General features: G+C 70.8%; 19 protein-coding genes. 9 read left to right on the top strand and 10 right to left on the bottom strand.

Features of this window, described 5'->3' with window-relative positions; all coding sequences use genetic code 11:
• The 5 genes from GXW76_RS16905 to GXW76_RS16885 form a co-directional block, all read left to right on the top strand.
• Positions 1–2,095 (top strand): mechanosensitive ion channel domain-containing protein (locus GXW76_RS16905; RefSeq protein ID WP_211863269.1); only part of this gene is annotated, 2,095 nt, incomplete at its 5' end.
• A 157-nt stretch (positions 2,096–2,252) separates the two neighbouring features.
• Positions 2,253–3,767, top strand: coding sequence for a M81 family metallopeptidase (locus GXW76_RS16900; protein ID WP_211863268.1), 1,515 nt, complete (start codon positions 2,253–2,255; stop codon positions 3,765–3,767).
• 187 nt (positions 3,768–3,954) lie between these two features.
• Entirely contained in the window at positions 3,955–4,554 is a 600-nt protein-coding gene (locus GXW76_RS16895) for a hypothetical protein (RefSeq protein ID WP_211863267.1), read from the top strand.
• A 17-nt stretch (positions 4,555–4,571) separates the two neighbouring features.
• Positions 4,572–5,846 carry a hypothetical protein gene (locus tag GXW76_RS16890; protein WP_211863266.1) on the top strand — a complete coding sequence of 425 codons (1,275 nt, stop codon included), beginning with the start codon at positions 4,572–4,574 and terminating at the stop codon, positions 5,844–5,846.
• A gap of 60 nt (positions 5,847–5,906) precedes the next feature.
• On the top strand, positions 5,907–6,686 hold the full coding sequence (locus GXW76_RS16885; RefSeq protein ID WP_211863265.1) for an enoyl-CoA hydratase/isomerase family protein: 780 nt from the start codon (positions 5,907–5,909) through the stop codon (positions 6,684–6,686).
• A 223-nt stretch (positions 6,687–6,909) separates the two neighbouring features.
• Here the strand turns inward: GXW76_RS16885 and GXW76_RS16880 are convergent, their stop codons facing one another.
• The 3 genes from GXW76_RS16880 to hemF form a co-directional block, all read right to left on the bottom strand.
• Positions 6,910–9,156 (bottom strand): xanthine dehydrogenase family protein molybdopterin-binding subunit, encoded by a 2,247-nt coding sequence (locus tag GXW76_RS16880; protein ID WP_211863264.1) that lies wholly within the window; start codon positions 9,154–9,156, stop codon positions 6,910–6,912.
• Between the two features lie 11 nt (positions 9,157–9,167).
• On the bottom strand, positions 9,168–9,620 hold the full coding sequence (locus GXW76_RS16875; protein ID WP_211863263.1) for a (2Fe-2S)-binding protein: 453 nt from the start codon (positions 9,618–9,620) through the stop codon (positions 9,168–9,170).
• Positions 9,621–9,713: 93 nt separating this feature from the next.
• Positions 9,714–10,625, bottom strand: a complete 912-nt coding sequence (hemF, locus tag GXW76_RS16870; protein WP_211863262.1) for an oxygen-dependent coproporphyrinogen oxidase — start codon at positions 10,623–10,625, stop codon at positions 9,714–9,716.
• A 213-nt stretch (positions 10,626–10,838) separates the two neighbouring features.
• On the opposite strand from hemF, the gene petA reads away from it, so the two are divergent.
• Genes petA through GXW76_RS16855 form a run of 3 tightly spaced genes read left to right on the top strand, consistent with a single transcriptional unit; the run spans position 10,839 to position 13,455 of the window.
• A complete protein-coding gene (gene petA / locus GXW76_RS16865) occupies positions 10,839–11,384 on the top strand; it encodes a ubiquinol-cytochrome c reductase iron-sulfur subunit (RefSeq protein WP_211863261.1) in 546 nt (181 codons plus the stop codon).
• A gap of 11 nt (positions 11,385–11,395) precedes the next feature.
• A complete protein-coding gene (locus GXW76_RS16860; protein WP_211863260.1) occupies positions 11,396–12,667 on the top strand; it encodes a cytochrome b in 1,272 nt (423 codons plus the stop codon).
• Between the two features lie 17 nt (positions 12,668–12,684).
• Positions 12,685–13,455: a cytochrome c1 gene (locus GXW76_RS16855; RefSeq protein WP_211863259.1), complete on the top strand. Its 771-nt coding sequence runs from the start codon at positions 12,685–12,687 to the stop codon at positions 13,453–13,455.
• A gap of 804 nt (positions 13,456–14,259) precedes the next feature.
• Here GXW76_RS16855 and GXW76_RS16850 read toward each other — a convergent pair.
• The 7 genes from GXW76_RS16850 to GXW76_RS16820 all read right to left on the bottom strand — a co-directional run bounded on the left by GXW76_RS16850 (position 14,260) and on the right by GXW76_RS16820 (position 22,045).
• On the bottom strand, positions 14,260–15,048 hold the full coding sequence (locus tag GXW76_RS16850; protein WP_211863258.1) for an ABC transporter permease: 789 nt from the start codon (positions 15,046–15,048) through the stop codon (positions 14,260–14,262).
• Positions 15,045–15,875 carry an ABC transporter permease gene (locus tag GXW76_RS16845; RefSeq protein WP_211863257.1) on the bottom strand — a complete coding sequence of 277 codons (831 nt, stop codon included), beginning with the start codon at positions 15,873–15,875 and terminating at the stop codon, positions 15,045–15,047. The genes GXW76_RS16850 and GXW76_RS16845 overlap by 4 nt, the downstream gene beginning before the upstream one ends.
• Positions 15,876–15,903: 28 nt before the next feature.
• Positions 15,904–16,941: an extracellular solute-binding protein gene (locus GXW76_RS16840; RefSeq protein WP_211863256.1), complete on the bottom strand. Its 1,038-nt coding sequence runs from the start codon at positions 16,939–16,941 to the stop codon at positions 15,904–15,906.
• A gap of 97 nt (positions 16,942–17,038) precedes the next feature.
• Positions 17,039–18,103: an ABC transporter ATP-binding protein gene (locus GXW76_RS16835; RefSeq protein ID WP_211863255.1), complete on the bottom strand. Its 1,065-nt coding sequence runs from the start codon at positions 18,101–18,103 to the stop codon at positions 17,039–17,041.
• An 87-nt stretch (positions 18,104–18,190) separates the two neighbouring features.
• Positions 18,191–19,549 carry an aspartate aminotransferase family protein gene (locus GXW76_RS16830; RefSeq protein WP_211863254.1) on the bottom strand — a complete coding sequence of 453 codons (1,359 nt, stop codon included), beginning with the start codon at positions 19,547–19,549 and terminating at the stop codon, positions 18,191–18,193.
• A 118-nt stretch (positions 19,550–19,667) separates the two neighbouring features.
• Positions 19,668–20,999: an aspartate aminotransferase family protein gene (locus GXW76_RS16825; RefSeq protein WP_211863253.1), complete on the bottom strand. Its 1,332-nt coding sequence runs from the start codon at positions 20,997–20,999 to the stop codon at positions 19,668–19,670.
• Positions 21,000–21,010: 11 nt separating this feature from the next.
• Entirely contained in the window at positions 21,011–22,045 is a 1,035-nt protein-coding gene (locus GXW76_RS16820; RefSeq protein ID WP_211863252.1) for an amino acid ABC transporter substrate-binding protein, read from the bottom strand.
• A 61-nt stretch (positions 22,046–22,106) separates the two neighbouring features.
• Here GXW76_RS16820 and GXW76_RS16815 point away from each other — a divergent pair, with 61 nt between their 5' ends.
• Complete coding sequence (locus GXW76_RS16815) at positions 22,107–22,838, top strand: GntR family transcriptional regulator (RefSeq protein ID WP_211863251.1); 732 nt, start codon at positions 22,107–22,109, stop codon at positions 22,836–22,838.
• Positions 22,839–22,848: the final 10 nt, after the last annotated feature.

The raw sequence follows: 22,848 nt of genomic DNA, 5'->3' as shown, positions 1-22,848 counted from the left end.
GGCCCCGGCCGGTGCCGCGCCGGCCGCCGGCGCGCCCGCCGGCACGAACGGCACCGCGCCGGCCACGCCGACGGAGCAGCTGCTCGCGCCCAACACCCTTGGTGCGCAGTTGCTCCAGGGCGCGTCCCAGCGGCTCTCGGCCATGTCGGACCAGGTGGTGGCGGCGGTGCAGACCATCGCCGACCTGCCTTCTATGGTCGCCTGGCTGTCCTCAATGGCGCGCGATCCGGTCACGCAGTACCGGGTGGCGGACGCGTCGTGGAAGCTGCTGCTCGTTCTCGGGCTCGGCCTCTTCGCCGAATGGCTCACGGTTCGGATGCTCGCCAGGGCGCGGAACAAGCTCGATTCCCGCGCGCCGGAGGAAGGGGAGGCCTTCTCCTGGCTGCGAAAGGTGCCGCTGGTGGTGGCCCGGCTCGGGCTGGACCTGCTGCCGATCGCGGCCTTCGCCATCGTCTCCTACGGGCTGATCGGCGCGGTCGGGCCGCTGCCGACCACCGAGCTGGTCATGCTGACGGTGAACAACGCCTACATGGCCTCCCGCGCCGTGATGGTGGCGTCCCGCATGGCGCTCTCGCCGGCCTCGCCGATGCTGCGGCTGCTGCCGGTGGCCGATGAGACGGCGGCCTACATCACCATCTGGCTGCGGCGGATCACCTTCGTGCTGGTGGCCGGCTTCGCCATCGCCGAGGCCGGGCTGCAGTTCGGCCTGCCGTGGAACGCCTACGATTCCATCCTGCGCGTCTGCTTCCTGCTGGTGACGCTCTTCCTCATCGTCGTCATCCTGCAGAACCGCGTGGCGGTGGCCGACGTCCTGCGCGCGCCGGAACTGGCGGAAGGCACCGCGGCCGAGGCGCCCCGCCGCTTCTTCCGCGGGCTGCGCGACCGCCTGGCCGATGTCTGGCACCTGCTCGCCATCGCCTGGCTGATCGCCGCCTGGGGCGTCTGGGCTCTGGAGGTGCAGGGCGGGTTCTGGCGCCTGTCGCGGGTCTCGTTGATGACCCTTGTCGTCATCGGCATCGCGAAGCTGGCCGACATCGCCATGCGGCGTGCCCTCGGCCGCGCGTTCCGCATCACGCCGGACCTCGCGCACCGCTACCCGGGGCTGGAGGCGCGGGCCAACCGCTACCTGCCCATCGTCAAGGGCACGCTGTCCTTCTTCATCGGCGCGCTGTCGCTGCTGTTCCTGCTCGAGGCCTGGGGCCTCGACTCCTTCGCCTGGTTCGGCCAGGGACAGCTCGGCAGCCGGCTGGTGGGTTCGCTCGCCTCCATCACCTTCACCATGCTCGCCGCGCTGGCGGCGTGGGAGGCGGCGAACGCGGCCATCGCGCGTCACCTCGCGAGGCTGTCGCGCGACGCCAAGGCGGCGCGCAGCGCCCGCGTCCGCACCCTGCTGCCGATGCTGCGCACGGCGCTGATGATCACCATCGTCGTCGTCGTCGGCTTCATCATCCTCACCGAGATCGGCGTGAACGTCGCGCCGCTGATCGCCGGTGCCGGTGTCGTCGGTATCGCCATCGGCTTCGGGTCCCAGACGCTGGTGCGGGATGTCATCACCGGCATCTTCCTGCTCTTCGAGGATGCGATGGCGGTGGGCGACGTGGTGCAGGTGGGTGGCCTGTCCGGCGTGGTGGAGCAGTTGTCCATCCGCTCCATCAAGCTGCGCGCCCAGGACGGCAGCCTGCACATCATCCCCTTCAGCGCTGTGACGACGGTGACGAACATGACGCGCGACTTCGCCTTCGCCGTGGTGGACGTGAACGTCGCCTACGGGGAGGACACGGACCGCGTGACCGAGGTGCTGAAGCAGATCGCGGTGGAACTGCGGGAAGACGTGAAGTTCCGTCCCGCAATCCGCGACGACCTCGACATCCTGGGCGTGGAGCGCCTTGCGGAATCCGGCGTGATGATGCGGGTGCGCCTGAAGACCGAGCCTTCCCAGCGCTGGGCGGTGGGGCGCGAGATGAACCGCCGCATCAAGAAGCGCTTCGACGAACTCGGCATCGAGATCCCCTACCCGCACCAGAAGCTGGTGCTGGAAAAGACGGAGGGGCGCCACCCGGCCGAACCCGCGCCCGTGGCGGTCGCGAACGACTGACGCGCCCGGCATCGCTGCCGGGGGTATCCGCAGGCGCGGCCGGTGGGTCGGTCGCGCGCGAGACCGAAGGGGATAGCGGCAGGAATGCGCCGGCGGGCGCATTCCCAAACGCTGCGCACGCCTGCATGCTGGGCACGAGTCCCGAGGCCCCTTCCGAATGACCGTGCCCCGCATCGCTCTCGCCGCCTTCATGCTGGAGAGCAACGGCCACGCGCCGCCCGCCACCCGCGCCGAGTTCGAGGCGTCCTGCTGGCTTGAAGGCGATGCGCTCGCCGCCGACCTGGCGCGCCCCGCGCCGCGCGCGCCCACGGCGCTGACCGGCTTCATCAGGGCGATGGATGGCGGCCGGCCCTGGGCGCCGGTGCCGCTGGTCGCCGCCGCCGCCGGCGCCTCCGGCCCGATCGAGCAGGATGTCTTCGACGACCTGTTGCTGCGCATCGAGCACGGGCTGCGCGCGGCCATGCCGCTCGATGGCGTGTTCCTGTCCCTGCACGGCGCGGCGACGGCGACGGTGGAGGTCGACCCGGACGGCGTGCTGCTTGCTCGCGTGCGCGCGGTGGTGGGGCCGGACGTGCCGGTCATCGCCACGCTCGACCTGCACGCCAACGTCTCCCGCGCCATGGTCGATCATGCGGACGTGCTGATCGCCTTCGTCACCAACCCGCATGTGGACATGGCGGAACGAGGGGCGGAGGCGGCGGCGGCGATGCGCGCCATGCTCGGCGGGATGCGGCCGCGCGCCGGCTTCGTGAAACTGCCGATGATCCCGCCGGCGACCAGCCAGAACACCGATTGCGGCCCCTATGCGGATGCCATCGCCCATGGGCGGGGCTTCCTGGACCATGAGGTGCTGAACGTCTCGATCTCCTCCGGCTTCTCGCTGGGGGACACGCCGAAGAACGGGCTGTCCGTCGTCGTCACCACGCGGACCGATGCCGCGCGCGCGCAGGCGGTGGCGGAGGAGATCGCGCGCTTCATCTGGTCTTCCCGCGGGCGCTGGGTGGCGAACCTGCTGCCGCTCGAGGAAACGGTGCGCCGCGCGAAGGCGGTGGGGGAGGATGCGCGCGCGCCTTCGCTGCTCTTCGCCGATGTCGCGGACAATCCGGGCGGCGGCGGGCGCGGCAATACGGTCTGGATCCTCGAGGCCTTCCACGCGGCCGGCGTGCGGGGCGCGGTGCTCGGCGTGTTCAACGACCCGGAACTCGCCGCCGAGGCGCATCTGCTGGGGGAGGGCGCCCGCTTCACCGCCCACTTCAACCGCGCCGAGACCCACCCCCTGTCCCACGCCTTCACCGCCGAGGCGCTGGTCGAGGCGCTGCACGGCGGCCGCATCACCGGCCGTCGCGGCATCTATGCGGGGCGGGAGGTCGATCTCGGCCCCATGGCGCTGCTGCGCATCGGCGGGCTGCGCGTCGCCGTTGCCACCCATCGGCGGCAATTGTGCGAGCCGGCGATGCTGGAATGCCTGGGCGTGGACCTCGGCGCGGCGCGCAGCCTGGTGGTGAAGTCGCGCGGCCATTTCCGCGCCGGCTTCGACGAGGCCTTCACCCCCGACCGCATCCTGGAAGTGGACGTGCCGGGGCTGACGACGGTGGTGCTGCAGCGCGTGCCCTGGCGGCAGGTGCCGCGGCCGATCTGGCCGCTGGATGCCGCGATGGAGTGGGCGCCGTAGAGCGGGTCCGGGTCGGGTGGACGCCCTGACCAGGGCCGAAGACCCCCTTGCGAGCGAGCATCCGGAGGCGCGGCCCTGCGCCGATACGAAAGTGGGAGCCGCCCCGGCACCATGCCGTTATTGAAACGGCTTGGACATCGGCGCCGCGCCGTCGGATAGTTCCGGCAGCGAGCCAAAAGGAGGCGCGGTGACTGCCAAGGACGGCCAGGGGATCGACGCCTTCCCGCCGGCGCTGCGCGCGCTGCTCGAAGCCGAACTCGCTGCCGGCAACACCATCCTGGAGGTCGGCCACGGTTCACCGGCGCCGCCCGTCGGTGCCTGGGTGCGGCTTGCGAAGCGGGTGGCGACGCGGCCGCGCGCGGCCTCGCCCGAGATCGGCTTCCATGATCGCCGGTCCTCGCTGTGGTCCGGCGAATGGACCGATCCGCGGCGCTTTTTCTTCGTGCTGGAACCGCCCGGCCCGTCGCCGCCCGCCCCCGACATGGACGCCCTCCGCCGCGCTGCGGCACCACCTGCGGCGCTTCGTCCACCAAGGCCAGCGCCGCTCGCCATCGAGGTGGACCGCCGCGGCGAGATGCTGACCTGCCGCGAGGACGGCCGCGTCGCCACCATCATCTGCACCTTCTCCGGCGGCCCGCGCCTGCTGCCGCGCACGCTGGAGGGCTGGTGGATCCCCGCCGAGCGCCGGTCGGATCCGATCGCGCCCGCGGACCGCGCCGCCCTGGTCGGACGCATCGTCGAGCATTGCCGCCGCCTCGGGATGGCGGGCCTGACCATCGAGGACTGACCGAGGGAAACCGCCCCATGCCCTGGCTCGCCGCCATATTCCTCGGCCTGCTGACCGGACTGATCGGCGGCATCTATGCCGGTTTCGTCGCCGACCGCGCGGTGCCCTGGCTGCGCATCTCGTCGTTCGAGGGCGCCTCCGGCTACTTCGTCTTCTTCATGGGGATACTCGGGTTCCTCGGCGCCACGGTGGTGGGGATCACGACCTGCCGGCTGGTGGGCCACGCCGGCGAAGGCGGCGTCGCGCGGGGCTTCGGGGCGTCCCTGCTGGTGGTGGGGGGGCTGATCACGGCGGCGGGGGCGCTTGCCTGGCTGCAGCGGGACGTGGCGCCGCTGGTGGGCGGGCAGCCGATCGACCTGGCATTGGAACTCCGCCTGCCGGCGGGGGTGGACCGGCCGTCCTCGGTGCCCTGGGAGGCGCCCTACGTCCACTTGTCCTCCGGCCCGAACATGCGTTCCAGCGCGGGCCAATGGACGCCGGAGGATGCACGGCTCGAGGACGGGCACTGGACCGTGCCAGGCCGTGTTCCGGTGACGATCTCGGAGGCGCCACGGATCCTGTCGATCGGGCGCCTCGCACCGGACACGCTGTATGCGGAACTGCCCGTCCCCGCGCGCCCGCCGGCGCTGGAGGAATCCTGGAGCCCGTGGATCGCGACCTCTCGCGGGTCCGGCACGGCGTCGCCTCCGCCCGAGACCGTGCCGCAGGTCCGCTACCGCGTAGCGCGCCGCGCCCCGCGGCCTCCGCCGCCACCGCCGGAACCGGGCGCCGCCGACCGGCGCCGCGACGACTTCGCCGCCCTGCCGCCGGACGCGCCGACCGGGGAGATCCTCGCCTTCGTATCGGCGATGTGGCGCGACGAGGTCTACGAACAGGCGCTCCGCACCGCCCGCGCCCGCCCCGACTTCGTATCCGCCATCGCCGCCCGCATCGCCTCGGTGGACCACGAGGCGGCACGCGACGCCATGTATGTGATCGGGGAGATGCGGCCCGCCCCGGCCGAACTCGCCGACGCCGTGCGCGCCCGCGCCGCCGAGGTGGTGCGCATCGCCGAATCCATCGATCCCGCGGCGGAGGACAGCCGCGACCGGCTCTATGCCGAGGCGCACGAACTCGCCATCGGCGTCGTCGCCGCTTCCTTCGGCCTGCGCGCGGCCGGGGTGGACCTGGGGCCGGACCTGCGCGCCATGGCCGAGGCCTGCCGCCCGCGCGAGAAGGCGCCGCCCCACGCCATCGCCGACGCGGCCGACCGGGTGGCGGCCTATCTCGCGCAGGGGCTGCCGGCGAAATAGGCGGGGGACATGACGGCGGCCGCCGCATGGGGGATAGATGGCGCCGTTGAGAGGAACGCCATGACCGAAGACACCCGCCTGGACCCGCCGAGCCTCGAGATCTCGGGTCCGCGCGCCACCATCCGCCTGCATCGCTCCCGCCACCGCAATCGCGTCGAGCCGGGCGACATCGTCCGCATGATGGAATATTTCGACACCATCGATGCCAACAAGGACCTGCGCGTCCTCGTGCTGGCGGCGAGCGGCCCGGCCTTCAGCGCCGGCTTCCACCTCGGCGGCTTCGCCGAGGACAAGGAGGCCGCGGCCCGCGCCCCCGGCTTCGACGCGATGGTCGATCGCTTCGAGGCCCTGCGCATCCCGACCATCTGCCGGCTGCAGGGCGGCGTCTATGGCGGTTCGACCGACCTGGCGCTGACCGCGGATTTCCGCATCGGCGTGACAGGGATGGAGATGTTCATGCCGGCCGCGCGGCTCGGCGTTCACTACTATCCGGGCGGACTGCGGCGGTACGTCTCGCGCCTCGGCATGAACACGGCCAAGCGCCTGTTCCTGACGGCGGAGAAGCTGGGCGCGGAGGAACTGCTCCGCATCGGCTACCTGACGCATCTCGTGGCGCCGGCGGAACTCGACGCCGCCGTGGACCGGCTGGCGGGGACGCTGGCGGTGATGGCACCGCTCGCCGTCCAGGGCATGAAGCGGGCGCTGAACGAGATCGGCCACGGCGCGCTGGACGTCGCGGCCTGCGAGGAACGCGCGCGCATCTGCAAGGAGAGCGCCGACATCCAGGAAGGCCTCGCGGCCTTCCGGGCGAAACGGGCGCCGGTCTTCCGCGGCGCCTGACCTGGAGCGGTTTCCGTTCGCCTCGGCTCACGAACACCGCTCCAGGCCTTTGTTTCTGCGAGCATCTTCACCCGATCAGGCGAGTCCACCTGATCGGGATCTGCTCCAGGATGAGGGGTGGCGATGCCGCCGCCCCGGTGGCCCGCCATCCGCGGTGGGCGGCCATCCGTGCCGGAGACCTTCCCCGCGCGGCCAGGGAGAGCCCTCCTGACCGGGGCCTGGGCTACGCGTCCGACAGCCTCGTCCTGCTGAAGGGCAGGCTGCGCATCCGCTGGCCGGTCAGCGCGAAGATTGCGTTGGCCACCGCCGGCGGCACGCCCGGCGTCCCGGGCTCGCCGACGCCACCCATGGGCGCGCCGCTTTCGATGATACGCACATGCACCCGCGGCATGCGGTCGCGCCGCATCACCTGATAGGTGTCGAAGTTGCGCGTCGCGACCTCGCCGCGCTCGAACACCACTTCCTCGGCAAGCGCCGAGGACAGGCCGATCGCCGCCGCCGACTGCACCTGTTCCTCGATGGTGCGCGGGTTGACGATGCGCCCCGGGTCGATGGCGACCCAGAGGTCGTGCACCACCACTTCCCCGTCCTTCGCCGAAACCTCGGCGATGGTCGCCACCTCGGACCCGAAAGGGGAGGCCATGGCCACGCCGCGCGCGCGCCGCGTGCCGTCGGGTGCGCCGAAGGGCCCGCGCCGCCAGCCGCCGGAGAGGTCCGCCACCGCATTCAGCAACGCGCGATGCCGCTCGCTGTGCGCCAGCAGCCCCATGCGGAAGGCGAAGGGGTCCTTGTTGGTCGCCGCGGCGATCTCGTCGAGGAAGGATTCGAAGAAGAAGTCGTTCATCGAATGCCCGACCGACCGCCAAAAGCCGAGGTTCACTCCCGGCGGATGCGGCACCGGCACGAATTCCACCCGCTTGGCCGGGAAGCGGTAGGGCTTGCCGCTCAGCCCCTCCATGATCGAGCCATCCACCGGCGGGTTGCCGAGCCCCGCAGGCCCGAAATGCCGCGTGATCGGCCCTTCGCCGTAGCCCGCCGCCTGCAGGGCGGTGACGTCGCCCGCCACGTCGATCCCCGCGCGGAAGGTCGCGAAGGCCAAGGGGCGGTAGGCGTCGCGGGCGAACTCCTCCTCCCGGCTCCAGATCACCTTCACCGGGCGGCCGGTGGCCTTGGCCAGCAGGATCGCCTGCGGATGCGCGTTGGCGCTGCCATAGGCGAAGTGCCGGCCGAAGAAGCCCCCGAGCGGCGGGGAATGGATCCGCACCTTCGCCGGCTCGACCTGCGCGGCGCGGGCGGCGCTCGCCTGGAAAAGGTCCGGCGCCTGGTTCGGCACCCAGACATCCAGCGTCCCGTCGGCGTTGAAGCGCGCGGTGGCCGAGGGCGGCTCCATCTGCGCATGAGCCAGGTACGGGGCGTCGTACTCGGCCTCGATGATGCGCGCGGCGCCGGCCATGGCGACGCGGATGTCGCCCGCTTCCTCGGCCGTGTTGCCGGGCGTGTCGGCGGCGGCCTTCAGCCGGCCGAGCATGGCGGCGGCGGCGAAGTCCTCGGCCATCACGGCGCCGTTGAGCGCCTGCCAGGCGACCTGCGCCCGCTCCACCGCCTTCTTCGCGCGCCACCAGGTGTCGGCCACCACGGCGACGGCGCCGGGCAGGCGATGGACGGAATGCACCCCGGGCAGGGCGCGCAGCGCGTCCTCGTTGGTGACGGCGGCGGGCTGGGCGCCGGCGCGCGGCGCGTGCATGACGGCGGCGAGCAGCATGCCCTCCACCTTCACGTCGATGGCGTAGGCGACCTTGCCGGTGGATTTCGCCCGCACGTCCAGGCGCGGAACGCGCGCCCCGATCACGCGGAAGGCCGAAGGGTCCCTGAGCGGCGCATTGGCCGGCGGGGCCAGCGCCGCCGCGGCCTCGGCGAGTTCGCCATAGGGGATGGCGCGGCCGCTCTCGCGATGAAGCACGCGGCCGGGCTCGGTGGCCAGCGCCTCGGCGGGCAGGGCAAGGCGCGCGGCGGCGGCCTCGACCAGCATGGCCCGCGCGGTCGCGCCCAGGGTGCGGAAATGCGCGAAGGACGAACGGACCGAGAAGGACCCGCCCGTGAAGCGCGCATTGCCGCCCTGCATGACGCGGAAATCCTCGCCCGGCGGGGCGCAGGTCACGACGAAGGCCGCGGGGTCGGCGTCCAGTTCCTCGGCGACGATCTGGGCGATGGCCGTGTCGATCCCCTGCCCGCCTTCGACGAAGGGGTTCTGCAGGTGAATCTTCCCGTCCGGCGCGATGCGCAGATAGGCCGGAACCTTGGTCGCGTGCCGCAGCGCCGCGGCGGCCGAGCCCTGTGCCCGCGGCGCCCGCACCGGCACGGCAAGCCCGAGGAACAGCCCCGCGCCGGCGGCCGCGAAGAGCCCGCGGCGGGAGAGGTTGACCGGCCGGCCCGCGGCGAGCCCCGCGGCGATGGCCTCGTCGATGCGCATGGCCGGACCCCTCACGCCCGCTCGGCGGCGATGCCGATCGCGCGGGAGACGGCGTTGTAGGTGCCGCAGCGGCAGATGTTGGTCATCGCCGCCTCGATGTCGGCGGGCGTCGGCTTCGGCGTGGCGGCGAGCAGGGCCGTCGCCGCCATGACCTGGCCGGACTGGCAATAGCCGCATTGCGGCGCCTGGGCCTCGACCCAGGCCGCGACCACCCTCGCGCCGACGGGATGGGCCTCGATCGCCTCGATGGTGGTGATGGCGCGGCCGGCGGCGGCCTCCACGGGCAGGGAGCAGGACCGCGTCGCCTCCCCGTCCACCAGCACCGTGCAGGCGCCGCACTGGGCGATGCCGCAGCCGTACTTCGTGCCGGTCAGGCCGATCTGCTCGCGCAGCACCCAGAGCAGCGGAGTGTCGCCTTCCACCTCGATCCGGTGGACCGTGCCGTTCACGTTCAGTTCGAGCATGAAGTCGCTCCCGCCTTGCCCCGTTGGCGCGCAAGATGGGCCCGCCGCCCGCGGCAGGAAAGCCCGCGGCGTGCGGCGGTCATGCGGCAGGCCTCACGGCCATGCCGCCTCGGGCGGCAGGGACATCAGGATTGCCTCGACATTGCCGCCGGTCTTGAGGCCGAACAGCGTGCCGCGGTCGTGGATCAGGTTGAATTCCACGTAGCGGCCGCGGCGGACGAGCTGGTGCTGCCGTTCCGCCGCCGTCCAGGGCTCGCGCATGCGGCGGCGGACGATGGCCGGATAGGCCTCGAGGAAAGCGAGGCCGACATCCTTGGTGAAGGCGAAATCCGTCTCCGCCCCCAGCCCCGGCGTGCGGTCGCCCAGCCAGTCGTAGAAGATGCCGCCGAGGCCGCGGGGTTCGTTGCGGTGGGGCAGGAAGAAATACTCGTCGCACCACTGCTTGAAGCGCGGATACCAGGCGGGGTCGTAGCGGTCGCAGGCGGCCTTGTACGCCGCATGGAAGCCGGCCGCGTCCTCCTGCGCTTCCGCGCTGTCGGGGAACATCGGCGTGAGGTCGCCGCCGCCGCCGAACCAGGCGCGGTTGGTCACGATGAAGCGCGTGTTCATGTGCGCCGCCGGCACGCGCGGATTGCGCAGGTGCGCGACCAGCGAGATCCCGGTGGCGAGGAAGCGCGGATCCTGTTCCGCGCCCGGAATCTGCTTGCGGAACTCGGGGGAGAATTCCCCGAAGACGGTGGAGACATTGACGCCCACCTTCTCGAAGACGCGGCCGCGCATCACGGACATCACGCCGCCGCCACCGCCCTCGCGGGTCCAGGCGGTGCGCTCGAATCGGCCGGCGGGCACGTCGCGGTGCGGGCCGGTGCGCAATTCGTCCTCGATCGCCTCGAACTCGGCGCAGATGAGGTCGCGCAGAGCCTCGAACCAGGCGCGCGCCGGGCGGGCCAGGGGGTGGTCGGCCGGGGCGGGGCCGGCCTGTGCGGCGGCGGTCGCTTGGTCCATGGTGATAAGGCTCCTCCTGGGCGTGGGGTGGCATGGACACCCCGCGCGGGCGCCCCTTATAAGGGCCGCCGCGCAAGGAGGGCAGCGCGCGGCGACGCGTGCGCCCTGTTCTGACTTCGGCGGGGACCGTGTGGGCGGTTTCCGGGTTCGTACTATGCGGCCGTCGAGCCCCCCTCATCCCGGGGGCTTGGCGGCGGAAGGGGATGGTGAGGCATGGCGGAAAGTGGGGCTGCCACCGCGTCCGAGGGGACGCCGCGGCGGGATTTCCTGAACCTGGTGACGGCGTCTTTCGCCGCCGTGGGCGTCGGCGCGATCGCCTGGCCCTTCATCAACTCCATGCAGCCGGCGCGCGACGTGCTCGCCATGGCCAGCACCGACGTTGAACTCGCCCCGATCGCCGAAGGCCAGGCAGTCACGGTGATGTGGCGCGGCAAGCCGGTCTTCGTGCGCCACCGCACGGCCGCCGAAATCACCGCCGCGCGCGAGGTGCCGCTCTCCCAGCTTCCTGACCCGCAGCCGGACCAGGCGCGCGTGCAGAAGGATGGCTGGCTGATCGTGGTCGGCATCTGCACCCATCTCGGCTGCGTGCCGCTCGGCCAGAAGCCGACCGACGCGCGCGGCGACTACGGCGGGTGGTTCTGCCCCTGCCACGGCAGCCACTACGACACCTCCGGACGCATCCGGAAGGGCCCGGCGCCGCGGAATCTCGAAGTTCCGCAGTACACCTTCACGTCCGACACCAAGATCCGGATCGGCTGAGGAACGCAAAGATGGCGAGCGGCCTGCACGACAGCGATTTCAAGAACCCGGTGGTGCGCTGGATCGACCAGCGCATGCCCGTCTTCACCATGATGCAGAAGGAGTACGGGTCCTTCCCGACTCCCCGGAATTTCAACTACTTCTGGAATTTCGGCGCCCTGGCGATGGTCAACCTGATGATCATGATCGCCACCGGCATCTGGCTTGCGATGCACTACACGCCGCACACCAGCATGGCCTTCGACAGCGTCGAGCGCATCATGCGCGACGTGAACTTCGGCTGGCTGCTGCGCTACGTGCACGCCAACGGCGCGTCGATGTTCTTCATCGTCGTCTACATCCACATCTGGCGCGGCATGTACTACGGCTCCTACAAGGCGCCGCGCGAACTGCTGTGGATACTCGGCGTCGTCATCTTCCTGCTGATGATGGCCACCGCCTTCATGGGCTACGTGCTGCCCTGGGGCCAGATGTCCTTCTGGGGCGCGACCGTCATCACCAACCTGTTCAGCGCCTTCCCGGTGGTGGGCAACTGGATCGTCTCCCTGCTGTGGGGCGGGTTCAGCGTGGACAACCCGACGCTCAACCGCTTCTTCAGCCTGCACTACCTGCTGCCCTTCGTGATCGTCGGCGTCGTCTTCCTGCACGTGGTGGCGCTGCACATCACGGGTTCGAACAACCCGCTCGGCATCGAGCCGAAGAGCCCGAAGGACACGCTGCCCTTCCACCCGTACTACACGGCGAAGGACAGCTTCGGCCTGGTGATCTACTTCATCGTCTTCGCGGTGCTGGTGTTCTTCGCGCCGAACTACCTCGGTCACCCGGACAACTACATCCCGGCCGACCCGCTGGTGACCCCGCCGCATATCGTGCCGGAATGGTACTTCCTGCCCTACTACGCGATCCTGCGCGCGGTGCCGAACAAGCTCGGCGGCGTGCTGCTGATGTTCGGCTCGATCCTGGTGTGGTTCATCCTGCCCTGGCTCGACCGTTCGCCGGTGCGCTCCATGCGCTTCCGCCCGGTCGCGCGCATCGCCTTCCTGCTGTGGACGGTGGCGTTCCTGGTGCTCCTCTACTGCGGCGGCCAGCCGCCGGAGGAACCCTTCGTCACCATCAGCCGGGTCGCGACCGCCTACTACTTCGCGTATTTCCTCGTGATCCTGCCGCTTCTCGGTCGGCTGGAGCGGCCGCTGCCGCTGCCCGAGAGCATCTCGCGCGCCGTGCTCGGCGGCGGTGGGCAGGTGCCCGCGGGCGCCGCGGCGAAGCCGATGGAGAAGGCCTGATTATGTTCGGAAAGCCCATGTTCCGCACCACGCTCAAGGCCTTCGCCGTCCTCGGCGCGCTGGTCGCCGCCACGCCGACCCCCGCCCGCGCGGCGGGGGAGGTGATCCACATCCCCGACACCCGCTTCTCGTTCGAAGGGGTGTTCGGCACCTACGACCGCGCGAGCGCGCAGCGTGGCTTCCAGGTCTACAAGGAAGTCTGCGCGTCCTGCCATTCGATGCGGCTGATGTCCTACCGTAACCTGGTCGATCTCGGCCTGACCGAGCAGCAGGTCGCGGCCATCGCATCCCAGGTGCAGGTGCAGGACGGTCCGAACGACGAAGGCCAGATGTTCGAGCGGGCCGGCCGCCCGTCCGATCGCTTCCGCAGCCCGTTCCCGAACATGCAGGCGGCACGCGCGGCGAACAACGGCGCGGCCCCGCCCGATCTCTCGGTCATCGCCAAGGCGCGCGCGGGCGGCGCGGACTACCTCTATGCGCTGCTGACCGGCTACTCGGACCCGCCAGCCGGCGTCACGCTGGCCGAGGGGATGAGCTACAACGCGTACTTCCCCGGCCACCAGATCGCCATGGCCCGGCCGCTGAACCCGGACCAGGTCGAGTTCGCCGACGGCACGCCCGCCACGATGGAGAACATGGCGCGCGACGTCGCGACCTTCCTGCAATGGGCTGCCGAGCCGGAGCTCGAGGAGCGCCGCTCGATGGGTGTGAAGGTGATCCTCTTCCTCACCATCCTTGCCGGCCTCGCCTATGCGGTGAAGCGCAAGGTCTGGGCCGACGCGCACTGAAGCGCGGCGCGCCGGGCCGACCGGCGCGCAGGTTCCGCGGGACATGATCGGGCCGGGCGCCGCAGGGTGCCCGGCCCGTTTCATGTGTGGCGGCGATGAGGCCCGTTGGCCGCCGTCAAGGAAGGAACAAGCGAGGTCCGGTTCCTTCAGCGACCGGATGCCGACCGGCGCTGGTGCTGACTCGGATCTGAGGTGATGCGGCGCGGCGGGTTCCGGCTCGGATGATGTCCGATCCCGAAGGGGAGGACGCCATGGGAGCGAAGCGCCTGCCGATCCGCGCCGAGGCGCCGGGGGCGGAGTTGCGGCGGCTGGCGTTGCACGAGTTGGACCGCGGCAAGGCGCGCCGCTGCGTATGGCCGGGTCGGCGCTCAGGCACTCCTGGCCGATCACGCGATGCGACATGCCGGCACTCCATCGCTGCACGGCGCGGCGGATCACCCATAACCGCCCGACATGAGGCAATCGTGCACAGGTCTCCTGGAGCGGTCTCCGTTCGCCTGGGCTCACGAACACTGCTCCAGGCCTTTGTCCTTGCGAGCATCTTCACCCGATCAGGTGGTTCCACCTGATCGGGGGTCTGCTCCAGTGTCCTGATTCCGAAATCCTGCGGACTTCGTTCTCAGGCCACGAGCCTTTGTTTCCAGTGGCCTGCTTGTCCGCTTCGTTCGCTGGAAATCCAGCGAACTTCGCGGGCAGGACACTAGAGCAGATCCCGATCAGGTGGACTCACCTGATCGGGTGAAGATGCTCGCAAGAACAAAGGCCTGGAGCGGTGTTCGTGAGCCGAGGCGAACGGAAACCGCTCTAGGTCAGCGACTGCATCCGCACGCCGCCGCGCCGAAGAAGCAGCACGATGATCCCGATGGCGACGACGCTGAGCGCGATCAGCAGCGTCGCGATGGCGGTGATGGTCGGGTTCACCTGCAGCACCAGTTCGTTGAACATGCGCTTGGGCACAGTGTCGTGGCGCCCGGCGATGAAGTGCGTGACGATCACTTCGTCGAAGCTGGCGATCAGGGCGAAGATCCAGGCGGCGAAGACGCTCGGCAGCAGGTTCGGCAGCAGCACGCGGCGGAACATCGTAGCGGTCGGGGCGCCGAGGCTGAGCGCCACCTGCTCGATCCTGTGGTCGAAGGACCGGATGGCGACCGACATCACCAGGATGACATAGGGCACGCCGAGCACCGTGTGCCCGATCACCAGCCCCGTCATCGTGCCGAGCAGGCCGATCTGCGCGAAGAAGATGTAGAGCGCGACGGCGATGATCACGCTCGGCACCACCAGCGGTGCGATGAAGACGCCTTCGATCAGCGGCCTGCCGCGAAACGTGCCGCGCACCAGGCCATAGGCGGCGACGCTGCCGACCAGCAGGGCGATGGTGCTCGAGAGCAGGGCGATGACCGCCGAGTTCTGCAGCGCCAGCAGCCAGCGCGGGTCGCCGAGGAAGGATTCGTACCAGCGCAGCGAGAATCCGGGCGGCGGAAACTCCAGCGAGCTGGCGCTCGAGAACGACATCGGAATGACGATCAGCGCCGGCAGGCAGAGGAAGGCGAGCACGAGCACGCTGCTCGTCGCCAGCAGGATGCGGCTCACGACGTCGCCCCCCGGGCGCCCACCCAGCGGGATACGGCGAAGCAGGCCAGTGTCACCACCAGCAGCACCGTGGACAGCGCGGCCGCCGTCTCCCACCGGGCGAACTGGTTGATCAGCAGATCCAGCGCATTCGCCACCATCGGCACCCGCCCGCCGCCGAGGATCGCCGGCGTGATGAAGAACCCGAAGGTGAGGATGAACACCAGGATCGACCCCGCTGCGAGCGCCGGGAGGCTGAGCGGGAAGAAGACACGCCGGAACACGGTGCTGCGGCTGGCGCCCAGGGATTCCGCGGCGTGCAGCAGCCGGTCGTCGATCCGGACCATGGCCGCGAACAGTGGCAGCACCAGGAAGGGCAGCAGCACGTTCGTCGTGCCGATGATCACGCCGAGCTCGTTGTAGAGAAACGCCACCGGCGCCCCGACCAGGCCGAGGTCGAGCAGGACGCGGTTCACCACCCCCGCATTGCCCAGCACGACGATCCAGGCATAGGTGCGCACCAGGATGCTGATCCAGAAAGGCAGCACCACCAGCGCGGTGGCGAGGACCTGCCGCTGCGACGACAGGCCCCGCATCCAGTAGGCCAGCGGGTAGCCGAGCACCGCGCAGGCGATGGTGGTGATCACCGCGATCCGCAGCGTGCGGCCGAGCACGCGGAGATAGACCGAGGTCTCGATCAGGTTCTGGTAGTGCTCGATCGTCCATTCGGGCTGCGTGACGCTGCGCGCCAGCATCAGCACGATCGGCAGGATGAAGACCGCCAGCATGAGCAGCAGGAGAGGCAGGACATAGCCGAACTCCGCCGGAAACCGTCGGATGCTTGCCATGCCCTCGCCCCTCTCCTGCCCGTGCCGGTCAGAGCCCGAGCTTGAATTCCTGCCAGCGCCGTTCGGCGGCGTCGCGGTTCTGCGCCCACCAGGCAGGGTTGCCCAGCACCTGCGCGTCCTTGTTCGCCCGCGTCGTCGGGAACTCGTTGAGCCGCGCCTGCGGCAGCAACTGCTCGAGCGTCGGGCTGGCGCCGGTATAGGGGATGACCTCCGCCGCCGTCGCCTGGTTGCGGGCGACCGACATCTCGTGCAGCAGGCCCATCGCCGCGGCCTTCTCGGCCGGGTTGGCCCCCTTCGGCACGACGAAGTAGGCGAGGTCCAGCAGGCCCTGCGCATAGGTGAGGCTGATGCCCGCCTGCCCGGCGACGCGGCCGGAATAGGAGGCGGCGTACTGCACCTCGTTGTCCTTCAGCAGCTGCGGCGGCTGCGCGCCGGCGCTCCACCAGACCGAGACGCTGCCCTTGATCTGATTGAGCTTGCGGAAGGCCCGGTTGAGGTCGAGCGGATAGAGCTGCGCCGGTGCCACGCCGTCGGCCAGCAGCGCCATCGGCAGGGCGAGGGTGACATTGTCCGGCAGCGTGCGCTTGCCGGGGAAGGCACGCACATCCCAGAACTCCGCCCAGTTGCTCAGCGGCTTGGCGTCCGACCGCCAGGCCATCAGCGTCGAGTAGTACTGGTAGCCGAAGGCGTGCGGCAGCTTCGCCTCGTCGAACATCGGGTCGGGATTGATCGCCGCCCAGTCGAGCGGCTCGATCAGCCCCGCGGCCTGCGCGATGGCGGTGGACAGGCTGCCGAGTTCGAACAGCACCGCGGTGATGCTGCGGGATTCCACCATGGCGCGCAGCTTGCCGAGCGGGTTCGGGTTCTCCCGCACCACGCGGATGTTGGTCCGCGCCGTGAAGGGCCGGATGTAGCCGGCCTCGATGGAATCCCCGGAGAGGCCGCCGGCCTCGACCATGCGGATTTCCCGCACCTGCGCCTGGGCGCGGGCGATGCCCGGCAGGGCCAGCCCGCCGGGCAAGGCCGCGAAGGCCGTGGCCTTCAAGAGTGTCCGCCTGTTGGTCATGCTCATGCCTCCCTTGGCCGGTCCTCAGTGACATCGCCGCGAGGGGCATTGCCCCGCGCAGCGGATCGCCGGCGCGTCCGAAGCAGTGCCGGCATCGTCATCCGGGCGTCGATCCGCCGTCCGGGATGATCCAGACATCGTCCGGCTGCCAGGCCGCGGACACCTGCGCGCCGGCGGCGAAGCCGCCCCGTCCGCCAGGGGTGACCGCGACCATCGGGCCGGTCGGCGTCTCGACATGGTAGCGCACGGACTGGCCGAGATAGACGGCCTCGCTGACGGTCGCCGGCAGGATGCCGCCCGCGCCGTCTGGCTCGAGCGCGAGGCGCTCCGGCCGCAGGATGGCCGTGACGCGCGCGCCTTCGGGCAGCGTGGACGCGCCGCATGGGATGGCCTGGCCGCCGCCGAGCAGGATCGAACGGCGATCCGGGCCGATGCGGCCCTCGAGGAAATTCGCCGTGCCGAGGAAGTCGGCGACGAAGCGGTTGCTCGGCCGCAGATAGGCCTCCCGCGGCGCGGCGATCTGCTGCACGCGCCCGTGGTCCAGCACCACGATGCGGTCGGAGAGCGACAGTGCCTCCTCCTGGTCGTGGGTGACGAGGATGGTGGTGATGCCGAGCGATCGCTGCAGGCGGCGCAGTTCGATCTGCACCTCCTCCCGCAGCTTGCGGTCGAGCGCGCCGAGTGGTTCGTCCAGCAGCAGGATGTCCGGCTTGAAGACGATGGCGCGGGCGAGTGCGACCCGCTGCTGCTGGCCGCCGGAGAGCTGGCTCGGCTTGCGCCGCTCGAAGCCGTCCAGGCGCACGCGCGCGAGGGCTTCCTCCACGCGCTGCCGCGTCTCCCTGGCGCCGACCTTCCGCACGGACAGCGGAAAGGCGACGTTGTCGAAGACGTTCATGTGCGGGAACAGCGCGTAGCTCTGGAACACCAGGCCGATGTTGCGCTGGGCTGCCGGCAGCGCCGTCACGTCGCGGCCGCCGATGTGGATCGAGCCGGCGCTCGGGTGGTTCAGGCCGGCGATCATGGTCAGCACGGTCGTCTTGCCCGACCCGCTGGGGCCGAGGATGGTGACGAATTCGCCCTGCGCGACATCCAGGGAGACATCGTCGACGGCGGCCACCGCGCCATAATGCTTGGAGACGGAGTGCAGGTGGATGGAACTCAAGGACCTCGCCGCGCCTCCCGTTTGCCCGCCATGATCCGGGATGTTCGGCGCGATGGGGCCGCCTGTCCACCCGCGTCGTGCATGACGCTAGATGGCGGAGAGCGCACGCGCCGTCGTCTCCGCGAGCGCGGTCGCGATGAGATCGATCTCCGCCGCGCCCATCGGCGTGGACAGCGCGCCGGAGCAATTCGGCGTCATCAGGATGCCGCGGTCGAGCATGGCCAGGTGGATCGCCGGGATCGCCTGCTTCGCAGCCGCCGTCGGGTAGCTGGAACGGTAGTCGCGGATGGGCGCCGTGGTCAGGTGCAGGCGGAACAGCGAGCCGAGCCCCGTGACCTGCGCCGGCGTGCCGGCCGCCGCGAAGGCGGCGTTGATCCGCGCGCGCAGCGTGTCGCCGAGCCGCCCGAGCCGATCCACGGCGGCCGCGTCGAATGCCTCCAGCGTCGCGAGCCCCGCCACCATGGTCAGCGGATTGGCGCTGAAGGTGCCGCCATGGGCGACGGCGGGGGGGCCGTGCGTGTGGTCGAACACCGCCATGCGGTCGGCCGGGCCCGCCACGGCCCCGACCGGCAGCCCGCCACCGATGATCTTGCCCAGCGCGATCAGGTCGGGTTCCAGCCCGAACAGCGTGTGCGCGCCGGCATGCGCGAGGCGGAAGCCGATCACCTCGTCGCAGACCAGCATGATGCCGTGGCGGCGGCAGGCGGCGCGGATGGCATCCAGCGTGCCCTGCGGCGGCGGCACCATGCCGGCCTTGGAGGTGAGCGTATCGAGCACCACGGCAGCCAGGCGGGGCCCTTCGCGCTCCAGGATGGCGGCGCAGCGCGCCGGGTCGGCATAGGGCAGCACGACCGTATCCGCGACCACCGCCGGCGGCGTGCCGCGCGCATAGGGCACCGCGGCCGGGTCGCCATCGGGACCTTCCCAGTTCGAGGGATCGGAGGCGAGGCTCACCTCGAGATGATCGTAGGCGCCATGATAGGCGCCTTCCATCTTCGCGATGGCCGGGCGGCCGGTTAGCGCGCGCGCCGCCTTCACGGCGAACATCACCGCCTCGGTGCCCGAATTGCAGAAGCGGATCTGCTCGCAGCGCGGCGCCCGGCTTCGGATCGCCTCGGCGAGCCGCGTCTCGTGCTCCGTCGGCAGCCCGAAGGCGGTGCCGCCGCCCACCACGGCGCGCAGCGCCTCGACCACCGGCGGGAAGGCGTGGCCGTGGATCAGCGAAAAGAAGTTGTTGGCGCAATCGAGAATGCGCCGCCCGTCGAGATCCTCGATCCAGCAGCCCTCGCCGCGCGCGGCGTAGGGCGGATGCGGGGCGAACCAGGTGGCCTGACGCATGCTGCCGCCGGGAACGACGTGCTTGGCCCGCTCGAACGCCTGCGCCGACCCCTGCGGGGAGGCGACGGCGTTCGAGGAACGCACCGGCGACGCGACAGGCGAGCTCATCCGGATTCCCCCAGGTCACACACGCGACGGGTCACTGCAGCAAAGCGGACGCCGCATCGTCAAGCCATGAGGCCCTGGCCGAGGGCGGCCGCTCCCCCGCTGTCACGCTGCATCGGCGTTACGCGCCGGCGAGGAGCGGCTTGCGGGCTTCGCAGAATTCCTCGACCGCGGCGACGTAGCGCGCAGCTTCTGCATCGCCCACCGGCAGCGTCAACGCGACCATGCCGCGCCGCGCCGTGTAGATGCCGGCGGCCATGAGGTCGAGGAAGAACAACTCACGCAGCGCATCCTCGGCCGGCGTCGACGCATAGGGCCGGATGATGGGGCCGGTGCGGAAATGCGGCTGCATCATGCTGCCGATGCCGGTGAACTGCATCGCCACGCCGTGACGCGCGCAGACCTGGTTGAGCGCGGCCCGCAACGCCTCGCCGCGCGCACGCAGCGCATCGGCTTCCTCGTCGCGGAACAGCTCGCCCATCGCCACCGTGCCTGCCGCCATCGACAGCACGTTGTTGTTGAAGGTGCCCGAATGGGGCATCGAGCCTTCGCGGTAGGCGTCGAAGACCGACATAACCTCCGCCTTGCCGCCGAAGGCACCGAAGGACATGCCGCCCGCCATGTACTTGCCGAGCGTCGTCAGGTCCGGCGTGACGCCATGCAGGCGTTGCAGGCCGCCCGCGGTATGGCGGCTGGTCATCACCTCGTCGAAGATCAGCACGGCTCCGGCGGCCGTGGCCTCGGCACGCATCGTCGCCAGGAAGTCCCGCGTCGCGGGGATGCAGCCGCCCCCGCCCATCATCGGCTCCAGGATCACGGCGGCAAGATCCGCGGCGTTCTCGCGGATCATCGCGACCGTGCCCTCGATGTCGTTGTACTGCGCGAGGATCACCGGATAGGGCGCGTTCACCGGGCTGCCGCCACCGGCGAAGGTCATCGCGCCGCCATGGTAGCCCCCGTAGAAGCCGAGGATCTTCGACTTCCCCGTATGCGCGCGCGCCGCGGCGAGCGCCATCAGGTTCGCCTCCGTGCCGCTGTTGGTGAAGCGGACCCGCTCCAGGGACGGGAAGCGCGCGCAGAGGATCTCGCCGAGCTTCGCCTCGTTCTCGCCCACCGCCGTCAGGTTCAGGCCGTTGGCGATGGTGGCCTGGAGCACCGCCTGGATGCGCGGATTGGAATGGCCGAACAGCCCCGCGGTGAACTCGCCGATCAGGTCGAGGTAGCGATGCCCGTCGATGTCCTCGAGCCAGCAGCCCTCGCCCTTCGCCATCGCCGTCGGGAAGGGCGTGTAGAACAGCACCGAGCGCGTGTTGCCGCCGGGCAGCACGGCGCGGGCGCGCGCATGCGCCGCGGCGCTTTTCGGCCGCGCGGCGACGTAGCGTTCGCGCGCCTCGGCCAGTGCTGCGTCGAGGTCGCTGTTGCGGGGCGCGACGGGGACATCGAGGGGGGCCATGCCATCCACTCCTACTGCCAGAGCCAGGAAATCAGCAGTCCGCCCTCGGTCCAGGGCCGGTTCGGGCCGCGGTCCATGCCGAGTATGCCGCCCGGCCCGCGCTGGAACACCTCGCCGTAGTTGCCGACCTGGCGCACCACCTCGTAGGCCCAGGAGGCCGGCAGGCCCCAGCCGGTGCCGACATTCTCGGTCAGGCCGAGGAAGCGGCGGATCTTCGGATCCTGCGTCGTGTCCCGGATCTGTGTCACGTTCTCCCGCGTCAGGCCCATTTCCTCGGCCTGGATCAGCGCGAAGACGGCCCAGCGCGTCAGCGCCGCCCATTCGGGGTCGCCGTTGCGCACCAGCACGCCGTGCGGCTCCTTGAAGATGATGTCGGGCAGCAGCACGAAGTCGTCCGGGGTCGGCGCCGCGACGCGGTTGGCCGAGAGGTTGATCATGTCGTTGCTGATCGCGTCGCAGCGCCCGGCGAGGAAGGCCTGCAGGATCGTGGGCGGCGTGTCGAAGGGGATGGTGCTGATGCGCAGGTTGTTCTGCCGCGCCCAGTCCGTGAGGTTCCGCTCGATCTCGCTGCCCTGGGTGGCGCAGAAGGTGGCGCCGTCGAGCTGGGTCGCGCGCGTGATGTTCGCGGAGCGCCGCACCAGCACGCCCTGCCCGGTGAAGAAGTGCGGCACCGTGATCGTCAGGCCGAGCTGGCTGTCACGCGCGAGGGTCAGCGCGGTGGTGCGCGTCAGCATGTCCACTTCGCCCGACTGCAGAGCGGTGAAGCGGTTTTGCGCCGTGGTCGGGATGAAGCGCACCTTCTCGGCGTCGCCGAAGACGGCCGTGGCGACGGCGCGGCAGATATCGGCATCGAAGCCGCGCCAGACGCCCTGGCTGTCGGGCTGCGACATGCCGGCGATGCCGGTCGAGACGCCGCAGCGGACCTGGCCGTTGCGGCGGACGGCGTCGAGGATGGACCCGGCCGCAGCCGGCATGGCCGACAGCATGGTGAGAAGCGCCCCGGCCAGCAGGGCCAGGCGTCCGGTTCGGGGTGCTGGCAGGCGCATGCTGACGTCTCCTTCGATGAAGATGTAGCGGGGCGGCCCGAAAGTGTGATCACACTCCATCATGGTTCGCAATCACGGAAAGGAGTCCGATGCGCCCGCTCCCGAAGGATCGCTCGAGCAACGCGCCTATGCCGCGCTGCGCGACGCGCTGATCCAGGGCGGTTTCCCGCCGGGCGAGAAACTCTCGATCCGCCGCATCGCCGTGGCCCTGGGTGTCAGCCCGATGCCGGCGCGCGCCGCATTGCGCAGGCTGGCGGCGGAGCGCTGCCTGGACATCGCGCCGGGTGGGGCGGCGATCGTTCCCCTGATCACCCGCGCCGAGTATCGCGAGATCACGCGCATCCGCTGCCTCCTGGAGCCGGAGGCCGCCGCCACGGCCGTGCCGCGCCTGACCGGGGAGGAGATCGCGGTGCTGCGCGCCATCGCCGCGGAGGCGAAGGCCGCACGCTCCTCGGGCGACGAGGAGACCTACCGGCGCGGCGACCGGCTTCTCCATCAGCGCTTCTTCGCTGCGGCCGGCCAGCCGCTGCTGCTGTCCCTCATCGAGACGCTCTGGATGCGGCGCAGTGCCATCATCGCCCAGGCGCGGCCGCTTCTCCCGGCGCGCCCCGACAAGGACGACCACGATGCCCTGATCGCCGCCGCCGAGACTCGCGATCCGGCCGCCGCGGCGGAGGCTTCGCGGAGCGAGATCGAACGCGCGGCTGCCTATCTCATGACGCGGTTGCGCTTCCCCGACGATCCGGCGGAGCCCGTGGACGGATGGACGACGCTGCGGCGGATCAACGGCTGACGCTTGGCCG

This window comes from Neoroseomonas soli, assembly GCF_018129065.1.
In the GTDB taxonomy this organism is placed as follows: domain Bacteria; phylum Pseudomonadota; class Alphaproteobacteria; order Acetobacterales; family Acetobacteraceae; genus Neoroseomonas; species Neoroseomonas soli.
This window is presented reverse-complemented; position numbering and strand designations above follow the sequence as displayed.